This is a genomic window from Novosphingobium rhizovicinum (genome assembly GCF_040813635.1).
GTDB classification, from domain to species: Bacteria; Pseudomonadota; Alphaproteobacteria; order Sphingomonadales; family Sphingomonadaceae; genus Novosphingobium; species Novosphingobium rhizovicinum.
Map to the genome: position 1 here is coordinate 332,916 of NZ_JBFNXR010000019.1, position 18,608 is coordinate 351,523.

An 18,608-nucleotide genomic window follows, 5' to 3' on the forward strand; every position below is an offset into this window, starting at 1 on the left:
ATTACGCCTTGGCCGCAAGCGACACGGCTGCAAGCCATGTGCAAAACGCCGCAAGGCCCTCTCCACCGGAGAGGGCTGGCAAGGAGCTTACCGCTTGACCTGGCAGCTCAAGCCCGCGTTCTTGAGATCAGCACACAGCTGGTTTGCTGCGGCAAGATCACCCGGCACCAATTGCAGCCGATAAACGGTCCCGATGTCCGCACGTCCCTCCACGATGCGGTATCGCATGCCGGAAAGCATTTCATACTGCTGCGAGAGTCTGGACCAGCCCTGCTCGGCCAGCTCCCTGGTTGAATAGGCCGCCACTTGCACACCGATTCCAGTGGGGGCTGGCGAAGCCGGACCAGCCTCGGCACCTGCTGGTGTGTCCGCCGTGGGATCGGCCGCAGGCGTCGCAACTGGAGCCGGAGCCTGGCTCTCCATCCTTACCTGTCGGGTCTGTCCTTCGGCGACGGCGAAGCTGGTGTCGCCCGAACCCTCGACAAATTCGCCGCCAGGATTCTGCGGACGCGTTTTGTAGGGCGCGTCGGGAGCCTCTATCGTCGCACCATCGGCAACGAGCGTATCCCCGGCCCCGTCTCTTTGCACCCACCAGACAGCGCCGACGATCAAGGCGAGGACGACCACGCCCAGCAGCACGAAGACAAGGAGTTGCCCAGTGCTGGGGCCTGTCTCTTCGAGATCGTCGTCGTCATCGCCCTCAAGCCAGGGCAACCGGATGTCATCGTCTCCGAGGTCGAGTTCGCCGGAGTCCTGGCGGCGGCCGTCGCCACCTTGAGCGGAGAAGCCGTCCGCTTTGCTGCCGCCGAAACCCTGTGGCTGGCCCGATCTCTCGCGCTCGCCGCTCTCACCCGGAAACGACATTCCTACATTTCCTCCACCGCCTCGACCCCAAGAAGAGCCAGCCCGTTACGTACCAACTGCCCGATCTGCGCAGCAAGAAAAAGCCTAGCGGATGTTAGGTTACCATCTTGTGCCACGATGAAGCGCTTTTCGACGCGATCGTTGCCAAGGTTCCAATAAGCGTGAAAAGCCGCGGCAAGCTCCTGCAGGAAAAAGGCGATGCGGTGGGCTTCACGCGCCGCCGCCGCCGCCTCGACGATGCGCGGAAACTGTGCGGCAAGCTTGATGAGCTCCAGTTCCTCCGCCCCGAGCAGTTCGACGCTATCGGGTGCAGGAGCGAACCCTTCCGCCGCCGCCTTCCGCAAAGTCGAGCTCACCCGGGCATGGCAGTATTGCACATAGAAGACTGGATTGTCCTTCGAGGCTTCGACCACTTTGGCGAAGTCGAAATCCATCTGCGCCTCTGGCTTGCGCGTCAGCATCGTGAAACGCACCACGTCCTTGCCCACTTCGCGGACGACGTCGGCCAGAGTCACGAACGTGCCCGCCCGCTTGCTCATCTTCACCGGCTCGCCGTTGCGGAGAAGCTGGACCATCTGGACCAGCTTGATTTCGAACGGGATCGGGTCCCCTTCCGCTCCCGTCATTGCTGCAACGGCAGCCTTGATCCGTTTCACTGTCCCCGCGTGGTCGGCGCCCCAGATATCGACCAGCGCATCGGCGCTCTGCGCCTTCTGGAAGTGGTAGGCGAGGTCGGCACCGAAGTAGGTCCAGCTGCCGTCCGACTTGCGAATCGGGCGGTCCTGATCGTCGCCGAACTGGGTCGAGCGGAAAAGCGGCAGCTCGACCGGCTCCCAGTCCTCAGGCGTCTTGCCCTTGGGAGCTTCCAGTACACCGTCGTAAACCAGGCCGCGCTGCCGCAACCACGCTTCCGCTTCGGCAGGCTTACCGGCGGCCTGCAATTCTGCTTCCGAAGAGAACAGGTCGTGCTTGATCCCAAGGAGTGCGAGATCCTCCTTGATCATGACCAGCATCGCAGCAACGGCCCGCTCGCGGAACAGCAGCAGCCAATCTGCTTCGGGCGCCGCCGCGTACCGGTCTCCGAACTCGCCCGCCAGTTCCTGGCCGATGGGAATCAGGTAATCGCCGGGATAGAGCCCTTCCGGGATCGTGACCGTCTCTCCCAGCGCTTCACGGTAACGCAGGTGCACAGAGCGGGCGAGAACGTCGACCTGCGCGCCCGCATCGTTGACGTAGTATTCGCGCGTAACCTGGTGCCCCGCGAATTCCAGCAGCGTGCACAAGGCGTCGCCGACAACCGCACCGCGGCAGTGGCCCATGTGCATGGGGCCGGTCGGGTTGGCCGATACGTATTCGACGTTGACCACGCTGCCGCCGCCCATTGTGGAGCGCCCGTAATCGGCACCAAGCTCTGCGATGGCCCGCAGCTCGGCCAGCCAGGCTGCAGGGGCCAGACGCAGGTTGATAAAGCCGGGTCCGGCGATCTCGGCGGATTCCACCGATGGAAGCTTTACCAGCTCTGCCACCAGCGCCTCAGCCAGATCGCGCGGTTTCATTCCGGCGGGTTTGGCCAGCACCATCGCGGCGTTAGTGGCCAGATCGCCATGCGAAGGGTCGCGCGGAGGTTCGACGGTAATCGCTTCTCGCTTCAGGCCCGCAGGCAGAGTGCCCGCTCCTTCCAGCGCATCGAGCGCGGCGGCAAGGTGGCCGGTGAAGGCAGCGTAGAGGGTCTGATGTGCATTGCTCATAGCGCGCGCGGTTAGCGGGTTTGCGCCGGCAAACCAACCTTCTTCAAATGCATGCCGCTTTGCTGTATCGGCCCGGACATGCCTCATGCCCCGTCCCCAAAGACCTACAAGGTCAAAAGCTTCGGCTGCCAGATGAATGTCTACGACGGGGAGCGCATGGCCGAACTCCTCACCGCAGAGGGGCTCACTGCCGCACCCGAAGGGGCGGATGCCGATCTGGTCGTGCTCAACACCTGCCACATCCGTGAAAAGGCGGCCGAGAAGGTCTACTCCGACATCGGCCGGTTGCGCCGGGACGACGGCTCGACTCCCCTGATCGCCGTAGCCGGTTGCGTGGCGCAGGCAGAGGGCGAGGAGATCATGGCACGCGCCCCGTCGGTAAAGATGGTCGTGGGGCCGCAAGCCTACCATCGCCTGCCTGAGATGGTGCGCGACGCGGCCGCTGGACGACGCTCCACCGATACGGACATGCCGGCGGAGACGAAATTCGCCAGCCTGCCGAAACGCCGCCGCAGCGGACCGAGCGCGTTCCTCACCGTGCAGGAAGGCTGCGACAAGTTCTGCACCTACTGCGTGGTGCCTTATACGCGCGGCGCAGAGGTATCACGGCCCTTCGCCGATCTGATGGACGAGGCAAATCGCCTGATCGAGGCCGGCGCACGCGAGATCACGCTGCTGGGGCAGAACGTCAACGCATGGAGCGGCGAAGATCACCGAGGCCGCACCGTCGGTCTCGACGGCCTGATCCGCGAACTGGCAGCCATTTCTGGTCTGACACGCATACGCTATACGACCAGTCACCCGACCGACATGACGCCCGCCCTGATCGCAGCACACGGCGAGATCGACAAGCTCATGCCGTTCCTGCACCTGCCTGTGCAATCGGGATCGGACCGCGTGTTGAAGGCGATGAACCGCAGCCACACTGCGGAAAGCTACTTGCGCATTCTCGAGCAAGTGAGAGCCGTCCGGCCAGACATCGCTCTTTCCGGTGACTTCATCGTGGGCTTCCCCGGAGAGACAGACGCTGAATTTGAAGAGACGCTGAAACTTGTGGCTGCGGTCGGATATGCGCAGTGCTTCAGCTTCAAGTACTCACCACGCCCCGGCACCCCCGCCGCCGGAATGGAGGGGCAGATCGCTCCGTCGGTGATGGATGAGCGCCTGCAGCAGCTCCAGGCAGCGCTCAACCGTGATCAGTTGGCCTTCAACAAGGCCAGCGTGGGCCGCACTTGCGAGGTTTTGGTGGAACGGCGCGGCAAACATCCCGGTCAGTGGCTTGGCAAGTCTCCCTGGCTGCAGTCCGTCCACTTCACCGGCGAGGGCGCGATCGGCGAACTGGTGCAACTGGAGCTGGTAGAGGCCGGACCCAACTCGCTCGCCGGACGTCCCTTGCTCCAGGTCGCTGCCTGATCCCGGCGCAAGCAAGCGCCGGGATTCTACTCCATATTACCAGAAGAACCGCTCATAGACCCGCAGGACGCGGCCATTGTTGATGTTCACCAAGGCGACGTCGTTGCCATAGCGCACCCAGCGCGCGCCACGGCCGGGTGAAGGCAGGCGATATCGGCGATAGTCATTTATCCAGTAGCGCCGGCCATAGTAATCCCGTTCGAACCGGTGTCCGACACCAACTGGCCGATAGGCATAGCCCCGTGGCCCCGCATAGGCAGGCCGACGGTAGACGTCCCGATGAGAACGACGATAGTCCCGCCAGTCCTGGCGCAGTTCGCGCCGGGAATGCCGAAGGTCGCGCTCAGCGTGCCGCACATCTCGCCGGTCGCCGTAGCGCCGCGCCTCCCGCAAGTCTCTCTGATCGCGCCGCACCTCGCGCGCGCTCTCACGCACTTCGCGTGCACTTTGAGCCTGTGCCGCGACGGGCACCAGAGTCGCCGGCACGAGCGCGCCTGCAGCGAGTGCGGCCATGATGATCTTGCGCATTGTGTCACTCCATCTTGCGCCCTGCGGTGGGCCGATTGGTGACGTTTGTGCCTCAGGCTGCCTGAACCGGCGACAAACCGCGTTTTCATCTACGATGCAGGCAGGCGCCGAACTGCCGACCTGCATCTCCGGGATGAGGCAGCATTCTAACGAAATTGTGAGCACACCATCGCGAGAGCGCTTGCGCAAGGCTGGAGGACGCCTAAGTTCCTCTGACTACAAACGCGCTTTTACATGAAAGGGGCGCATGGCTCGAAAGTCAGCGCGCGTCGGTGAGCCGACGCAATTCAGGCCCGACGCTCCGCGAAGAGCGCGTGTCGAAATCGAGTTCGACGAACCAGCGTTGCTCGGGACCTTGTTCGGCCAGTTCGATGCCAATCTCGTGCAGGTGGAGAACCGCCTGGGCGTCTATATCGCGGCACGCGGCAACCGCATCCAGGTGGAAGGTCCGGAGGACGCTGTCGCCCGGGCCCGCGAGACACTCACAGGAATGTATCACCGTCTGGAGAAGGGACATGATCTCGACTCCGGCGCAATCGAAGCGTTGATCACGATGTCGGCCGAACCCACCCTTGAAGGAATCGTGACAGGCGACGCCGGCGGCACCCCGCCGATCATGATCCGCACCCGGCGCAAGACCATCGTGCCGCGTTCGGCGACACAGATCGACTACATGCGCGCGCTGACGAAATCGGACATCATTTTCGCGCTCGGTCCAGCTGGCACCGGCAAGACTTATGTCGCAGTGGCCCAGGCTGTAAGCCAGCTGATGACGGGTTCGGTCCAGCGCCTCATCCTGTCGCGCCCTGCAGTCGAGGCGGGCGAGAAACTCGGCTTTTTGCCGGGCGACATGAAGGACAAGGTCGATCCTTACCTGCGCCCACTCTACGACGCGCTGTACGACTGCATGCCGCCCGAACAGGTGGAGCGGCGTCTGGCGAGCGGAGAGATCGAGATTGCCCCGATCGCGTTTATGCGCGGGCGCACGCTCGCTGATGCCTTTGTCATCCTCGACGAGGCACAGAATACGACTCGCGAGCAGATGAAGATGTTCCTGACCCGCTTCGGGCAGAACAGCCGCATGGTTATTTGTGGCGATCCGCGGCAAGTCGACATTCCCGGCGGAGATCGGCTGAGCGGCCTTGCAGATGCCGTTTCGCGCCTTGAAGGTGTCGAAGGCATCAACGTCACGCGCTTCTCATCGGCAGACGTCGTCCGGCACCCGATCGTGGGGCGGATTGTGGATGCGTACGAAGGGCAGGCGAACTAAGTCACGCGTATGCAGCTGGATATCGAGATCGAAGCACCGTGGCCTGCCACGGTGGAGTGGGAGCAATTGGCGCTGGACGCCGCTGAGGCAGCTGCACAGGTCGATACGACGCTTGGCAACGAGCGCCTGTGCGCAAGTATCTTGTTTACCAGCGACGCGGAGATCCGTTCGCTCAACAGTGAATGGCGCGGCAAGGACAAGCCCACGAACGTCCTGTCCTTTCCCATGCTGGAGCGCTCGCAGCTTCTCGACCTGCCGCTTGAAGGACCGCCCGAGCTGCTCGGAGATATCGCACTCGCCCTTGAGACCTGCACCAGGGAGGCGCAGGAAAAGGGCGTCGCGGTAGAGCAGCACGCGGTGCACCTGATCGTTCACGGATTGCTCCATCTCGCCGGTCACGATCATGAGACTGGCGAGGCTGAGGCTGAGGCAATGGAGGCCTTGGAGACAAAGGCTCTTGCGATCATGGGCATTGCGGACCCATATGCACCCGATCTTTAGTTACAGGGGTTGACCTAAAAGATGGCCGACAATGGCCGGCACACAGAATCCGGATCGGGAGACCCGGACAGTAGCGGCACGCTCTGGCGTGTCATCCGGCGCTTGTTCGTTTCCGACGTCGATCAGTCGCTCCGTGCGCAGATTGAGGACGTAATCAACGAACACGGCGAAAGCACCGAGGACGGCAACGGCGACCTCTCGCCGCTTGAACGGCAGATGCTCCGCAACCTCCTGCACTTCAGCGAGAACGATGCGGACGATGTTGCAGTGCCACGCGGCGATATCGTGGCCATTCCCGCATCGGCGAGCTGGCCTGATGTGGTCGAGGCCTTTGCCGAGCATGGCCACAGTCGAATGCCGGTCTTTGGCGAGTCTCTCGACGAGATTCGGGGCATGATCCACATCAAGGACGTGTTCCCGATTTTGGCTCGCGGGAATGTGCCTCCTGATGACTGGACGACACTCCTGCGCCAGCCCTTGTTCGTCCCGCAAGCCCGAGGCGCGCTGGACGTCCTGGCGGACATGCGTGCCAAGCGCATTCACCTGGCAGTGGTGATCGACGAATATTCCGGCACAGACGGGATCATCACGATCGAGGACCTTGTCGAGGAGATCGTCGGCAACATCGAGGATGAGCATGACGACGCCCCTGAGGAGCTGCTGGTGCCCCTGGACGACGGCGTGTGGGAGGCAGATGCCCGTGTCGAGCTTGACGAAATCGCGGAGAAGATCGATCCGCGACTTGCCGAGGTAGAGGAAGCGGTCGATACCCTGGGAGGCCTAGCCTCTGTGCTGGCCGAGCAAGTACCCGAAGTGGGAACTGTCCTTGATCACGAGAGCGGTTGGCGCATCGAGGTCACTGACGGAAACGAACGTCACGTCACGAGACTGCGTTTGTATCCCCCAACCGATGTTAACGAGACGAACAGGCTGCCCGAGTAAAACGGGCGTCCAAAAGCGGAAGAAGAGAAGAAATTGGTTGTACGCCGCCTGCCCCCCTTGCGTGCACTTGAAGCCTTCGTGCGCGTTGTCCGCCTCGGCTCTGCCAAGGCGGCGGCAAGCGAACTCGCGCTTTCCCCCTCCGCGTTGTCGCGCCGGGTTGCTGCGCTTGAGGACTTTACAGGAAAGCGCCTGTTCACTCGCCAGCATCAGTCGATGAAGCTGACGGACGAGGGGCTGGCCTTCTACAATGTCGTGGGTCCAAAGCTGGAAGAGCTTGCGGAAGCGGTCGAATCCCAGGTCGAGCGTGGACAGGTCCTGCGGCTGCATCTTGGCGTCCCATCGCTTTTTGGCGGACAGCGGTTGTTCCCACGCCTGCCTGAACTGCGCCGCCTGCATCCGCGTTTGCACATCGACATCGAGACCGGCCCCAACCTTGAGAGTCAGGTGGGCGATTCGCTCGACGCTGCGATCATTCTGGCGAAAGCGCCCGATCCTGCCTTGTACTCGGTGCAGCTGGATCAGAACAAAGTCTACGCGATCGTTTCCAAGGAGCTTGCGAGCGAACTCGGCGACGTTCCGGACCAGGCCAAGCTTTCACGCCAGACATTCCTGATCCACAACGACTTGCCTGACAGTCTCGACGCGTGGAAGGCGGCGCTCGGCATGAGCAAGCTGGAGCCCGCTTCGATTGACCGATTCAACTCGGGCCAGCTCGTGCTGGAAGCGGCGGCGCAGGGCTTGGGCATCGCGATCATGCACGACGATCACTTTCGGCGGGCAGGCGATAACCGGCTCGCAGTGCTTTACGACATCAATGTCGAAAGCCCCTACCGCTACTGGTTCATCTGCCGGCACAAGGACCTGGAGGCCCGTCCGGTCAAGATCTTCCGCGAATGGATGCTGCAAGCGGGGCTTTAAGCCCCGCGCAGCAGAAAACCTGGAAGCCCCAGCCTGGAAGCCCAGCATAGGCCTCCGCTCAAGAGCTCGGTCGGCGGCTCTTTGGCGGCTAGGGGCCGCTTGCGCAGCCCCTGTCCCGATCAGCCTTCGCTGACAGTTGCCTTGACGATCTTGCCGGGGTTTGCCGGCGGCTCGCCCTTGGGAAGCGCGTCGACGTGCTCCATGCCTTCAACAACCTGGCCCCAGACGGTGTACTGCTTGTCGAGGAAGGTCGCATCGTCGAACACGATGAAGAACTGGCTGTTCGCCGAGTGCGGCGCGCTGGTGCGGGCCATCGAACACACGCCGCGCACATGCGGCTCCGAGTTGAACTCGGCCTTCAGGTCAGGCTTGTCGGATCCACCCATGCCGGTGCCGTTGGGGCAGCCGCCCTGCGCCATGAAGCCATCGATGACGCGGTGAAACTTCACGCCATCGTAAAAGCCCTCACCAGCAAGTTCCTTGATGCGCTCTACATGGCCCGGCGCCAGGTCAGGACGCAGCTTGATCTTTACATCGCCGCCGCCGCCGTTGCCCGTATCGAGCGTGAGGGTCAGGTATTCGTCGGCCATTGGTATCTCCTGTCGTTTGCCCCTTCCTATAGGCTCTGACGGGGCAATGTCACGTCCGCGCCGGTCGTCATCACAGCACGGTTGAAAAGAAGCGTTCGTCCACCGCACTGCACCACGCGCGGTTGCTTTTAAGTCTCACCTGCGTAGACCCCTCGCCCATGGCTGCCGAGCACATCGAAGACAACCGGATCGAGGACGCAGATCGCGTCGCCGAAGGTGCGTCGGAGAACGAGCACCACGACGAGGACAACCAGCTCCGACCTGAATTCCTCCGAAGCGTGCGCGAGGCTCTGCGGGAGGACGACTTCGAGCGCGTATATGCGCTGGTCGAGCCGCTGCACCCCGCCGACATCGCCGACCTGCTGGAGCTGACGGAGGAGGAAGAACGGCTCGCGCTCGCCCGCGCCATACGGGACCTGATGGGCGTCGAAGTCATCGCTGAGCTCAACGATTGGGTTCGTGAGCGGCTGATGGAAGGGCTGCCCGCCGATGTCGTCGCCGACATCGCGGAGCAACTCGACACCGACGACGCCGTCGCAATGATCGAGGATCTCGATCGCGAGGATCAGCAGGCCATCCTGGCCGAACTCGATCCCGAGGACCGGGCGGCGATCGAAGCTGCTCTGGCTTATCCGAACGAGTCTGCCGGGCGCCTGATGAGCCGCGACTTCGTGGCGGTGCCCGAGTCGATGACCGTGGGTGACCTCATCGACTTTCTTCGCGATGGCCATGAGCTTCCTACCGAGTTCTGGGAAATCTTCGTGGTCGATCCCATGCACCGGCCCGTCGGCACGTGTGCCCTCTCGTGGATATTGCGCACTCCCCGCGCGATCCAGCTCGCTGACGTAATGACCCGCGACCAGAGCCTGATCCCGGTCATGATGGACCAGGAGGAAGTCGCACTCCGCTTCCAGAAATACGCGCTGATCTCGGCTGCGGTTGTTGACGAAGCGGGCCGGCTAGTCGGCCAGATTACGGTCGACGACGTGGTTCACATTATCCAGGAAGAAGCCGGTGAGGACGCGCTGCTGCTGTCGGGCGCAGGCGACGGTGACATCCACGAGCCGATCCGCGACGCATACTTTGCGCGAGTGAAGTGGCTCATCGGCAATCTTCTGACGGCCACTCTGGCATCCGGCGTCATTGCGATGTTCGAAGACACCATCGCCAGAATGGTGGCTCTCGCCACGCTTATGCCGATCGTCGCCGGACTCGGAGGCAATGCGGGAACGCAGACCCTAGCCGTGACGGTGCGTGCACTGGCGACCAATCAACTGGCATCCACCAACGCCTGGCGCGCGATCAGGCGAGAGATAGCGATCGCACTGTTGAACGGCAGCACGGTTGCGGTGATCGTCGGCATAGCTGTAAGCATCATATTCCAGAACCCGGTCCTTGGCGTAGTTATCGCATTGGCCATGATGACCAACATCGTCATCGCCGGGCTGGCAGGCGTATTCGTCCCACTGACGCTCGACCGCTTCAAGGCCGACCCTGCCATTGCCTCATCGATCTTCGTCACCATGACGACCGATTCCATGGGTTTTCTCGTCTTCCTCGGTCTTGCCACTCTGTCAGGGATGGTGGGTTAGCCGATCCATTCTTATCTTCCGCTCATGCCCCTCCACATGACGAAGATTGCCTACAGTGCCGAGAGCCCGGCCAGCTTGAAGGCATGGCTGGAAAGCCACGCAGACGAAGCCCTGCTGACGACCCGCTACCTGCCCAAGCGCCATGAAGAGATGACTGGCGGATCGCTTTATTGGATCTTCGAGCACGCGCTGATTGGGCGCTCTCCGTTGAGAGGGTTTGCGCAACGCGAAGACGGCCGTTGGCACATCCGTCTCTCCCCGCTTCTCATCCCTGTCCACACGCAGCCGAAGCGCGCACATCAGGGCTGGCGCTACCTAGAGGAGGATGAGGCTCCCGCCGATCTGGGAAGCGATGAGTTCGCCGGCGATGTCCTGCCGCCGCGGTTGATCGGCGAACTCGCGAAGCTGGGGCTGGTCTGAGACCGAACGGGGAACGCGTCAGGCCTCCGATCCGTTGAATGGAGGAAAGGAGAGAATAGCATGCCCGAACGTCAATCCCGCCACCCCGACAATGACCTGATTAACCGCCCCGAGGAACTTGGAGGCGGCACCGGCTCGTCCGCTGGAGGAACGCTGCAGCGCGACGTTGGCAGTCGCGCTGACCTCAGCAATGCCGACGGGAGCGAGCCCGAAGTGGAACGGGTGCGCAAGTCGGATGAAGCAGACCGGGTGCCGAACCCCAAGACCAACCGCCAGTAAGCTTAGGGCAATTCGCTCCCGTTTGTGCCCAGCTAGAGTTGGGGATCTTGCTGTTGATGAGAGCGGCCCCGAATGAATCTGCTGGGCACGTTTGCCCGTGAGCTGCCAACCTTGCACGAGACTGGCTTAGCGCGAGGAAGACCAGCCGAGGCTGGCGTTATCGTCAGCGGGTTTTCGCGGCCTTGTTTGCTACAATCATAGACTGCCACTCGTCCCACTCGATGGTGCGACCTGGGTAGGCGACCTTCGCGAACGGCCAATCCGTCCGAATCCAATCAGCTACCCACTTGTGGAGTTCGGCGTCAAAACCGGCGTCATACTCGTCCTTGGTGACCCACATTCTCACTACGGCGTCGTAGCCTTCGACGGGGCTGGGCGAGACATACACGCTACCTCGCTCAAGCATGCCGTCTGGACTCAGGACGGCATAGGCAAACGACTTACGGTTTCTGAACCTGGCTTCTTCGGCTTCGATATCCCGCATCGCATCGGCATCGGAAATACCTGCATGCGGCCAGGCGGTGCTGCGGCTAAAGGTTTTCTGCAGGTGCTCGATCGACGACATGTAAGCGTCGAAATCCAATCTCACTAACGCAGGACCAAGTGGAACGAGCTTGAAGTCGGAGGTTTCGACGAGGGTCGGTACGGCGAACTCGGCTGGGACCAGTAGAGAGGTCGGTTTCCCGGCCTGGTTGCGCGCCTGCGCAGAGACTGTCGCTTGCGGTGGCGTGGCAGCAGTCCCTGCTGGTGCGTCCGCGAATGCTGCTCCTCCGGCCATAAGCAGTATTTTCAAGGTCAGGCCTGCGCCTGCGACAGTCAGCGTCATACGTTTGCTCTCCGAAGGCAATCCTAGCCGGAATGCGCCTTCCAAAGGTCATCAACCGGGACGGTCATTCAGAGCAGAATTGTTCGTGCAGCCTAGTCGCCGTTCAGACATGCCTCTCATAGACCGCATCTATGAAGCGCAGCTAACCGGCTGTTCCTTGGCTTGGTTCTCAGGCGAGCGCCTGCCGGGATCACCTCACGCCAGCGTTACAAACACCTCCGCCTCGATGACCCACTCGCCCGCGACTTCGCGCCACTTGGCGGCGTAGGTGCCTGTGGCGGTCGTCTGGCCGTTGGCGGAGATCGCGTCCCACGTGCCGTGCTCCATCGCAATCGGCGCGATCGCGGAGATGTCGATCGCTTCGGGGGCTCGCACGTAGATGTCGCGGTGGGGCGCGGCGAACTCGCGCTTCCAGACTTTCACTTGCGCGAGGCGTCCGGCGATCACGGCGCTGTCGGTGCCGGTGAGCATGACACAGTCGCGGGCGAGGATCGAGCCGATGGCAGCCACGTCGCCGTCGGCAATGGCGCGGTTGAACGCGGCGCGGCGCGTGCGGATGGCGATTTCGGTGCCGGGGCTCTCTGATGTGGAGGTCATCGCGGCCTTGTGCGGCGATGGAGAAACTCCGGCAAGCGCCAGATGAGTGCGCAGGTGCAAGGCCGGCCTGGCACCCCTTCAGAGCGGGCTGGCCGCACCCTTGCCCACAACGGTGATCCACTGGCGCACGGTCCAGCGGGCGATCAACCCATTGGCAACGTAAGGGTCGGCTGCCGCAAAGCCTTCTGCGGCAGCAGGAGTGTCGCCCTGGAACAGGAGCATGGCTTGTTCAGGAGGGTCGAGCGCACCGCCGAGCAGGAGGTCTCCACGCGCAGCGGCCTCTCGGGCGAGCGTCAGGTGCTCGTCGCGAAAGGCCGGGCGGCGGTCCAGGTAATCGGGAGCAAGGTCGTATGTCAGCAGCCAGTGGGCCATGGTTCTCCTCGCTCCCGGTCAGGTCAGTCGTGCTCGCGGTCGCCCGCGCCGATGTAGAGCTCACGGCCGATTTCCTCGTACTTGGCACTCATCGCCTTCATGCCGGCCTCGGCTTCCTCTTCGGAGGCGATGAAGGTGGTGACCGGCTGGTTCTGCTTGGCGGCGAAGTCGCGCACTTCCTGGCTGATCTTCATCGAGCAGAACTTGGGACCACACATCGAGCAGAAGTGCGCGGACTTGGCGCCTTCGGCCGGGAGCGTCTGGTCGTGGTACTTCTCGGCGGTGTCAGGATCGAGCGACAGGTTGAACTGGTCGCGCCAGCGGAACTCGAAGCGGGCCTTGCTCAGTGCATCGTCGCGGACTTGCGCAGCAGGGTGCCCCTTGGCGAGGTCGGCGGCGTGAGCGGCGAGCTTGTAGGTGATCACGCCGGTCTTCACGTCGTCGCGGTCAGGCAGGCCGAGGTGCTCCTTGGGCGTAACGTAGCAGAGCATCGCGGTGCCGTACCAGCCGATCTGGGCGGCGCCGATGCCGCTGGTGATGTGATCGTAACCAGGCGCGATGTCGGTGGTGAGCGGGCCCAAGGTGTAAAACGGCGCTTCGCCGCACGCCTCGAGCTGCTTTTCCATGTTCTCCTTGATCTTGTGCATCGGCACGTGGCCGGGCCCCTCGATCATGACCTGAACGTCCTGTGCCCAGGCGCGCTTGGTCAGCTCGCCCAGAGTATAGAGTTCGGCGAACTGGGCCTCATCGTTGGCGTCGTAGATCGAGCCGGGGCGCAAGCCGTCACCCAGCGAGTAGGCGACGTCGTAGGCCTTCATGATCTCGGTAATCTCGTCGAAGCGCTCGTAGAGGAAGCTCTCCTTGTGGTGCGCCAGACACCACTTGGCCATGATCGAGCCGCCGCGGCTGACGATGCCGGTCATCCGCTTGGCGGCGAGCGGAACGTAGGGCAGGCGCACGCCGGCGTGGATGGTGAAGTAGTCGACGCCCTGCTCGGCCTGCTCGATCAGGGTGTCGGCGAAGATCTCCCAGGTGAGGTCTTCGGCGACGCCGCCGACCTTCTCCAGCGCCTGGTAGATCGGCACGGTGCCAATCGGCACGGGGCTGTTGCGGATGATCCACTCGCGGGTGTCGTGGATGTTGCGGCCCGTCGAAAGGTCCATGACGGTGTCCGCGCCCCAGCGGATCGACCAGACCATCTTGTCGACTTCGCTCGCGACGTCGCTGGCGACGGCGGAGTTGCCGATGTTGGCGTTGATCTTGACCAGGAAGTTGCGCCCGATCGCCATCGGCTCGCACTCGGGGTGGTTGACGTTGCTGGGGATGATCGCACGGCCGCGCGCGACCTCATCGCGCACGAACTCGGGCGTGACGTAATCGGGGATAGAGGCGCCGAAGCTCTCGCCGTCGCGCTTGTATTCGGCAAGGCGCGCGCGCCCCAGGTTCTCACGCTCGGCGACGTATTCCATTTCGGGCGTGATGATGCCCTTGCGGGCGTAGTGCATCTGGCTGAGGTTCATGCCCGCCTTGGCGCGCAACGGACGGCGCAGCGCAGTGGGGAACGGGGGCACGCCGCCCGAGCGGTCAGGACCGAGCTGGCCGTTGTCTTCCGGCTTCACCTCACGTGGCGCGTATTCCTCGACGTCGCCGCGCGCGAGCTGCCAGGGGCGACGCAGCGGCTGCAGGCCGGCGGCGATGTCGATCAGCGCGTTGGGGTCGGTGTACGGACCGGAGGTGTCGTAGACGCGCACGGGCGGCTCCCCGCTGCCGGGCTCCAGGCTGATCTCACGCATCGCGACATTGAGCGGACCGACGTGGATCTTTTTCGATCCGCGGATGGGGCCGGTGGTGACGCCGATCTCCAGCTTGCTGTTGATATCTGCCATGCGCGCTCCTCCAGGTCGGCGTTCAGGAGCGGATTACGGGCGAGCCCGTCCAACTCCCTCCGCCCGTGCTAACGGGTTCAGGTTCGACGGGTCGTGCGGAGCATACCCGCACCTCTCAGCCGCTTGCTGGCTCCCCGGTGGTGGCGCAATGATAGACGGGAGCGTGCCGCGCGTCTAGGCCGCATGCGTGACCATGCTCTACCGCCTCGACGCTCAAGCGCGGCAAATCGCCGCTGCGTTGGGGGCCGAGGCGCACGACGACCCGTGGAGCGGCGGGCATGTCGCGCCCGCAAGCTTCGCACCTGTAATCACTGCGGGGCGCGAATTCGTCGCCGGACCAAGACCGCAGGGACGCACCCCGCGCCGCATGGTCCCCAGGCTCTGGGGTGTTCCGCCGCCGCCTTCTGCCTTCCAGGCGCGTCCCGTTTTATCGGTGCGCAATCCCGACAGCCCGTTCTGGATCGGCAACTTGCGCAACAGCGAGTTCCGCTGCCTCATCCCCGCAACCGCCTTCATGGAGTGGGGGCCCAACAGTTCTCGCGACGTGGACCGTGAGGGGAGGCGGCGGCGACACTGGTTCGCCTGCGCCGATCAACCGGTCTTCGCCATGGCAGGCGTGTGGAAGGACAGCGAAGTGCCCAGCTTCGCCCTGCTCACCTGCGAACCGAATGCGCTGCTGCGGAGCGCCGGGCGTGAAACCATGCCCGTCATCCTGCCTGCCAATCCAAGCGCACAGGATCTTTGGCTTCGCGGCGGCTGGGATCGCGCGCAAGCACTGCTCGCGCCCTATCCCTCATCGCTCATGCGGGCGCACGAGGGTTAAAAGCGGGGAAGAGCGACAGCGATGAGCGCCACTCCGAACAGCAGCGAACCCCAACTCCAAAGCCGGGCATACGGACCGAAGCGGCGCAGCCAGAAGGCGGTGAACACGTCCGAGAAGCTAAGGATAACGAGTGCTTCCAGGCACATCAGCCCACCCAGCACGCTCATCGCGCTGGAGAGCCAGTCGGGTGAGGCCCAGGGATCCGCGAGATAGATCACCGCTCCCAAAAACAGCTGGATCAGGGCGGTGATCATTTGCAGCGCGGGAGAGGCCGAGATTTCTGCGAGCATCTTCTCCCAGTGACCGGCTCGACGCAGCTCTCCGATACCAGCCGCAATCGCAAATACGCCCAGGAAGAGCGCCGTCCAAGCGGGTGCCAGCGAAAGATCGGCAAAAGAAAGATTGGGTACTGTTTCGGGCATTTTGCTGTCCCCTCCTGTGCAACTGCGGACTGTCCGGCGCGCCAAGGCGCCGACGCCGCTTGTTATGCAACAGTCAACATGCCTGATCCTTGCGCCAGAGCAAGTCGCGCCACATCTCGCACGGTGTGAACTGCGATCCGCTCGACGCCCTGCTCTCTCAGATCCGTGCCTGCCGCGCCTGTGCCGGTGCGCTTGCTCATGAGCCGCGCCCGTTCGTCGCGGCTTCGTCCACCGCGCGACTGCTGATCATCGGACAAGCGCCCGGCAGCAAAGTTCATGCGAGCGGCATTGGCTGGAACGACGAGAGTGGAGACAGGCTGCGGGACTGGCTAAGTGTGGACCGCGCTACGTTCTACGACACCAGCCGCGTGGCGCAGATGCCCACCGGCTTCTGCTATCCCGGTAAGGGCGACGGCGGAGACCTGCCCCCGAGACCCGAATGCGCGCCGATGTGGCATGATCGGCTCATGGAGCAACTGCCGCACGTGCAGCTTACGCTGCTGGTCGGAATGCATGCGCAGAAGCGCTATCTTCCTCGAGGGTTTGCGCCCAACATGACCGAAGCGGTGCGCCGGTGGCGGGATGCGCCGGCGGGTTATCTTCCACTCCCTCACCCGGCCTGGCGCAGCCGTCTGTGGATGCGGAACAATCCCTGGTTCGAGGCGGAGGTCCTGCCGGACCTGCGCAGGAGATTGCGGAGCATGGGCATCTAGAGCACTTTCAAGTTGACCGGCGAGGGTCAGCGGCTCGACGCGCAGCGCGTCCGATCTCCTGAGCGGCACGCCGCGACATCGGCACGCCACACGTCCATCGCCGCCGCATGCTCCTTTGCCAGACGCTTCTTTTCCTGCTCGTAGGCCTCGAGGTCGCGGCGCATCTGCTCCTCGCGCTCGTACTCCGCTTCTTCGTAAGCGCGCTTGCTGGCGGCATTCTCTTCGAGCTGCCGTTGAGCACTCTCCGCCTGCTCACGGTTCAGCTTGGCGCGCGCTTCCTCAGGGATGGAAGTCCCGTACGTCGGCTCGGGAGGTTCGGCGGCCAACGGTGTTGCGAGCACCCCTACGGCCGCCGCCAGGATTAATCCTGCTCGTGCGATCGAAGAACCCAATCCTGCCTCCCATCGAACCCGATCAGAACGTGTAGGCGAGCCCAAGCCCTGCGATCCACTGGTCCGTATCGCCGCGCACACTTGTGAACGGCGTGTCCTTGCCATCGTTCAGCATCTTGGAATAGGCGACCGCGCCAAAAGCTGCGAAACCGCCGTTCAGCAGGTCACCGTCAAAGTCGTAACCGCCGAGCAGCCCCACGTTGATGCTGTCCCAGCCGCCTTCGGCATCATAGACCGGCAAGCCGCTGGCAGCGCTCTGCGCCGGTGTGACCGAATAGTAGTAACGCGCGAAGTCATCATCGACATGGCGCGCGCCAACATTGAGAGCGACCAGCGACCCCCGGCTGAGCGGCGTCGTATAGGTCAGGTTCGGAGTCCAGACCATGCCCTTGTGCGCGCCTGCGACGTCCCAGCGCACATCAGTCGAGAGAGTCAGCGAATCGTAAGGGCTCAGCAGCTTGTATGCCGTGACCCCTGCCGTTCCGCCGAGTTCCACAGCCTCGTCGAGCTTGCCCGCGGCCCTGACCACATCGTCCTCGATCCCGCGCGCGCGGTTGGCGGAGTAAGTGGCCACCGGGCCCAGGGACACGCCGAAGCCGGAAGCCCGATTATCGGGAATGAAGTCCAGGGCCACGCCGCCGGCGCGGGGATTGATGCCGATCCCCTTCACCTGCCCTTGAATGACCGGGAAGGGAGAGACGGTGTAATCGTCCGATCCGCGATAGCTGGGCATGTAGGCGCCGCCGATGCCGACTGTGATGCGATCACCCTCCATCGCAGCGTCGGCAGCGGTGTCCTGAGCAACGGCAGGCTGAACAGCCAACGCGAGTGCAAGGCAGGTAAAGGCGGAAAGTGCGCGCATTCGTCTGGAACCCCCTGTAAAAAGCTCCGTCAGAACGCGCCGGAGTAAAGACCGTTGCACGTTGAGACAGCAGCCGTGTCGAAAACCTCTTAACCGTGGCTTTCAGGTGACGTTTCGTTCCCCAGCCCCAGTTTTCTCTGCATGACGAAGACATCGACCCACTGGCCGTGCTTCCAGCCGGCGCCGGTCAAGGTGCCGCAGGGCAGGTAGCCCGCGCGGGCATGCAGCACGACAGCAGCAGGCTCGGTGCCGGCAATCAACGCGAACGCCTGCCGATATCCGCGCCTTTCGCACTCGGCGACAAGCGCGTTGATCAGCATGGTGCCGATCCCTCGCCCCAGTGCATCGGGGCGGACGAAAATGTGCGCTTCACAACTGTAGAAGTATCCCGCGCGAGGACCGAAGCGCTGGGCATAAGCAAAGCCGACAACTTGCCCGGCTTCATCGTGCCCCACCAGCCACGGACAGCCTTCCTGCTCCACCTTGGCGATCCGCTCCGCCATTGCCTGAGCGCCAGGAGGCTCTGTTTCAAAGCTCGCGGAACTCTCCAGCACGTAGTGTGCATAGATCTCGGAAATTGCTTCTGCGTCGCTTGTGGACGCGTTACAAACAGTCAGCACATCGGTCATCAGAATGAAACATGCCCCAAA

The 18,608-nt window shown here is 63.3% G+C and carries 22 protein-coding genes; 10 read left to right on the forward strand and 12 right to left on the reverse strand.

The features are described 5' to 3' along the window. Nucleotides 1–87: 87 nt before the first annotated feature. Both ABUH87_RS04420 and argS read right to left on the reverse strand, forming a co-directional pair. Entirely contained in the window at nt 88–864 is a 777-nt protein-coding gene (locus tag ABUH87_RS04420; RefSeq protein WP_367770136.1) for an SPOR domain-containing protein, read from the reverse strand. 2 nt (nt 865–866) lie between these two features. Further along, the gene (gene argS, locus ABUH87_RS04425; protein ID WP_367770139.1) at nt 867–2,612 is read right to left on the reverse strand and encodes an arginine--tRNA ligase; all 1,746 of its coding nucleotides are present in this window, start codon (nt 2,610–2,612) and stop codon (nt 867–869) included. 78 nt (nt 2,613–2,690) lie between these two features. Between argS and miaB the strand changes: the two genes are divergently transcribed. After that, nucleotides 2,691–4,025: a tRNA (N6-isopentenyl adenosine(37)-C2)-methylthiotransferase MiaB gene (gene miaB, locus ABUH87_RS04430; RefSeq protein ID WP_367770142.1), complete on the forward strand. Its 1,335-nt coding sequence runs from the start codon at nt 2,691–2,693 to the stop codon at nt 4,023–4,025. A gap of 36 nt (nt 4,026–4,061) precedes the next feature. Here the strand turns inward: miaB and ABUH87_RS04435 are convergent, their stop codons facing one another. Next, nucleotides 4,062–4,553, reverse strand: a complete 492-nt coding sequence (locus tag ABUH87_RS04435; protein WP_367770145.1) for an RcnB family protein — start codon at nt 4,551–4,553, stop codon at nt 4,062–4,064. A gap of 247 nt (nt 4,554–4,800) precedes the next feature. Between ABUH87_RS04435 and ABUH87_RS04440 the strand changes: the two genes are divergently transcribed. The 4 genes from ABUH87_RS04440 to ABUH87_RS04455 are packed head-to-tail and all read left to right on the forward strand — an operon-like array spanning nt 4,801 to nt 8,184. Further along, nucleotides 4,801–5,823: a PhoH family protein gene (locus tag ABUH87_RS04440; RefSeq protein WP_367770148.1), complete on the forward strand. Its 1,023-nt coding sequence runs from the start codon at nt 4,801–4,803 to the stop codon at nt 5,821–5,823. A 9-nt stretch (nt 5,824–5,832) separates the two neighbouring features. After that, nucleotides 5,833–6,324, forward strand: coding sequence for an rRNA maturation RNase YbeY (gene ybeY, locus ABUH87_RS04445; RefSeq protein ID WP_367770151.1), 492 nt, complete (start codon nt 5,833–5,835; stop codon nt 6,322–6,324). Between the two features lie 21 nt (nt 6,325–6,345). After that, complete coding sequence (locus ABUH87_RS04450; RefSeq protein WP_367770153.1) at nt 6,346–7,266, forward strand: hemolysin family protein; 921 nt, start codon at nt 6,346–6,348, stop codon at nt 7,264–7,266. Between the two features lie 33 nt (nt 7,267–7,299). Beyond that, a complete protein-coding gene (locus ABUH87_RS04455) occupies nt 7,300–8,184 on the forward strand; it encodes a LysR substrate-binding domain-containing protein (protein ID WP_367770155.1) in 885 nt (294 codons plus the stop codon). Between the two features lie 119 nt (nt 8,185–8,303). Here the strand turns inward: ABUH87_RS04455 and ABUH87_RS04460 are convergent, their stop codons facing one another. Then, nucleotides 8,304–8,774 carry a peptidylprolyl isomerase gene (locus tag ABUH87_RS04460; RefSeq protein ID WP_367770158.1) on the reverse strand — a complete coding sequence of 157 codons (471 nt, stop codon included), beginning with the start codon at nt 8,772–8,774 and terminating at the stop codon, nt 8,304–8,306. A 158-nt stretch (nt 8,775–8,932) separates the two neighbouring features. Between ABUH87_RS04460 and mgtE the strand changes: the two genes are divergently transcribed. From mgtE to ABUH87_RS04475, 3 genes are read left to right on the forward strand one after another with little or no spacing between them, the layout of a single operon-like run. Continuing rightward, entirely contained in the window at nt 8,933–10,366 is a 1,434-nt protein-coding gene (gene mgtE, locus ABUH87_RS04465; RefSeq protein WP_367770161.1) for a magnesium transporter, read from the forward strand. Nucleotides 10,367–10,390: 24 nt separating this feature from the next. Beyond that, entirely contained in the window at nt 10,391–10,786 is a 396-nt protein-coding gene (locus ABUH87_RS04470) for a DUF1489 family protein (protein WP_367770170.1), read from the forward strand. Nucleotides 10,787–10,846: 60 nt separating this feature from the next. After that, nucleotides 10,847–11,065, forward strand: a complete 219-nt coding sequence (locus ABUH87_RS04475; protein WP_367770173.1) for a hypothetical protein — start codon at nt 10,847–10,849, stop codon at nt 11,063–11,065. A gap of 163 nt (nt 11,066–11,228) precedes the next feature. Here the strand turns inward: ABUH87_RS04475 and ABUH87_RS04480 are convergent, their stop codons facing one another. The 4 genes from ABUH87_RS04480 to thiC all read right to left on the reverse strand — a co-directional run bounded on the left by ABUH87_RS04480 (nt 11,229) and on the right by thiC (nt 14,746). Then, nucleotides 11,229–11,891 carry a twin-arginine translocation pathway signal protein gene (locus ABUH87_RS04480; protein WP_367770175.1) on the reverse strand — a complete coding sequence of 221 codons (663 nt, stop codon included), beginning with the start codon at nt 11,889–11,891 and terminating at the stop codon, nt 11,229–11,231. Nucleotides 11,892–12,086: 195 nt separating this feature from the next. After that, entirely contained in the window at nt 12,087–12,488 is a 402-nt protein-coding gene (locus ABUH87_RS04485) for a nuclear transport factor 2 family protein (RefSeq protein ID WP_367770178.1), read from the reverse strand. Between the two features lie 78 nt (nt 12,489–12,566). Continuing rightward, nucleotides 12,567–12,860, reverse strand: a complete 294-nt coding sequence (locus ABUH87_RS04490) for a YciI-like protein (protein WP_367770181.1) — start codon at nt 12,858–12,860, stop codon at nt 12,567–12,569. Nucleotides 12,861–12,883: 23 nt separating this feature from the next. Next, entirely contained in the window at nt 12,884–14,746 is a 1,863-nt protein-coding gene (thiC, locus tag ABUH87_RS04495; protein ID WP_367770184.1) for a phosphomethylpyrimidine synthase ThiC, read from the reverse strand. Between the two features lie 193 nt (nt 14,747–14,939). Between thiC and ABUH87_RS04500 the strand changes: the two genes are divergently transcribed. Next, on the forward strand, nt 14,940–15,569 hold the full coding sequence (locus ABUH87_RS04500; RefSeq protein ID WP_367770358.1) for an SOS response-associated peptidase family protein: 630 nt from the start codon (nt 14,940–14,942) through the stop codon (nt 15,567–15,569). On the opposite strand, the gene ABUH87_RS04505 is transcribed toward ABUH87_RS04500, so the two are convergent. Then, nucleotides 15,566–15,991, reverse strand: coding sequence for a hypothetical protein (locus ABUH87_RS04505; RefSeq protein ID WP_367770187.1), 426 nt, complete (start codon nt 15,989–15,991; stop codon nt 15,566–15,568). The two genes, ABUH87_RS04500 and ABUH87_RS04505, sit on opposite strands and share 4 nt — an antisense overlap. A gap of 89 nt (nt 15,992–16,080) precedes the next feature. On the opposite strand from ABUH87_RS04505, the gene ABUH87_RS04510 reads away from it, so the two are divergent. After that, a complete protein-coding gene (locus tag ABUH87_RS04510; RefSeq protein WP_367770190.1) occupies nt 16,081–16,704 on the forward strand; it encodes a uracil-DNA glycosylase family protein in 624 nt (207 codons plus the stop codon). 26 nt (nt 16,705–16,730) lie between these two features. Here ABUH87_RS04510 and ABUH87_RS04515 read toward each other — a convergent pair whose 3' ends face one another. From ABUH87_RS04515 to ABUH87_RS04525, 3 genes are all read right to left on the reverse strand, one after another. Further along, the gene (locus tag ABUH87_RS04515) at nt 16,731–17,096 is read right to left on the reverse strand and encodes a hypothetical protein (RefSeq protein WP_367770193.1); all 366 of its coding nucleotides are present in this window, start codon (nt 17,094–17,096) and stop codon (nt 16,731–16,733) included. A 22-nt stretch (nt 17,097–17,118) separates the two neighbouring features. Then, on the reverse strand, nt 17,119–17,958 hold the full coding sequence (locus ABUH87_RS04520) for a MipA/OmpV family protein (protein WP_367770196.1): 840 nt from the start codon (nt 17,956–17,958) through the stop codon (nt 17,119–17,121). 89 nt (nt 17,959–18,047) lie between these two features. After that, nucleotides 18,048–18,587 carry a GNAT family N-acetyltransferase gene (locus ABUH87_RS04525; RefSeq protein ID WP_367770199.1) on the reverse strand — a complete coding sequence of 180 codons (540 nt, stop codon included), beginning with the start codon at nt 18,585–18,587 and terminating at the stop codon, nt 18,048–18,050. Between the last annotated feature and the right edge of the window lie 21 nt (nt 18,588–18,608).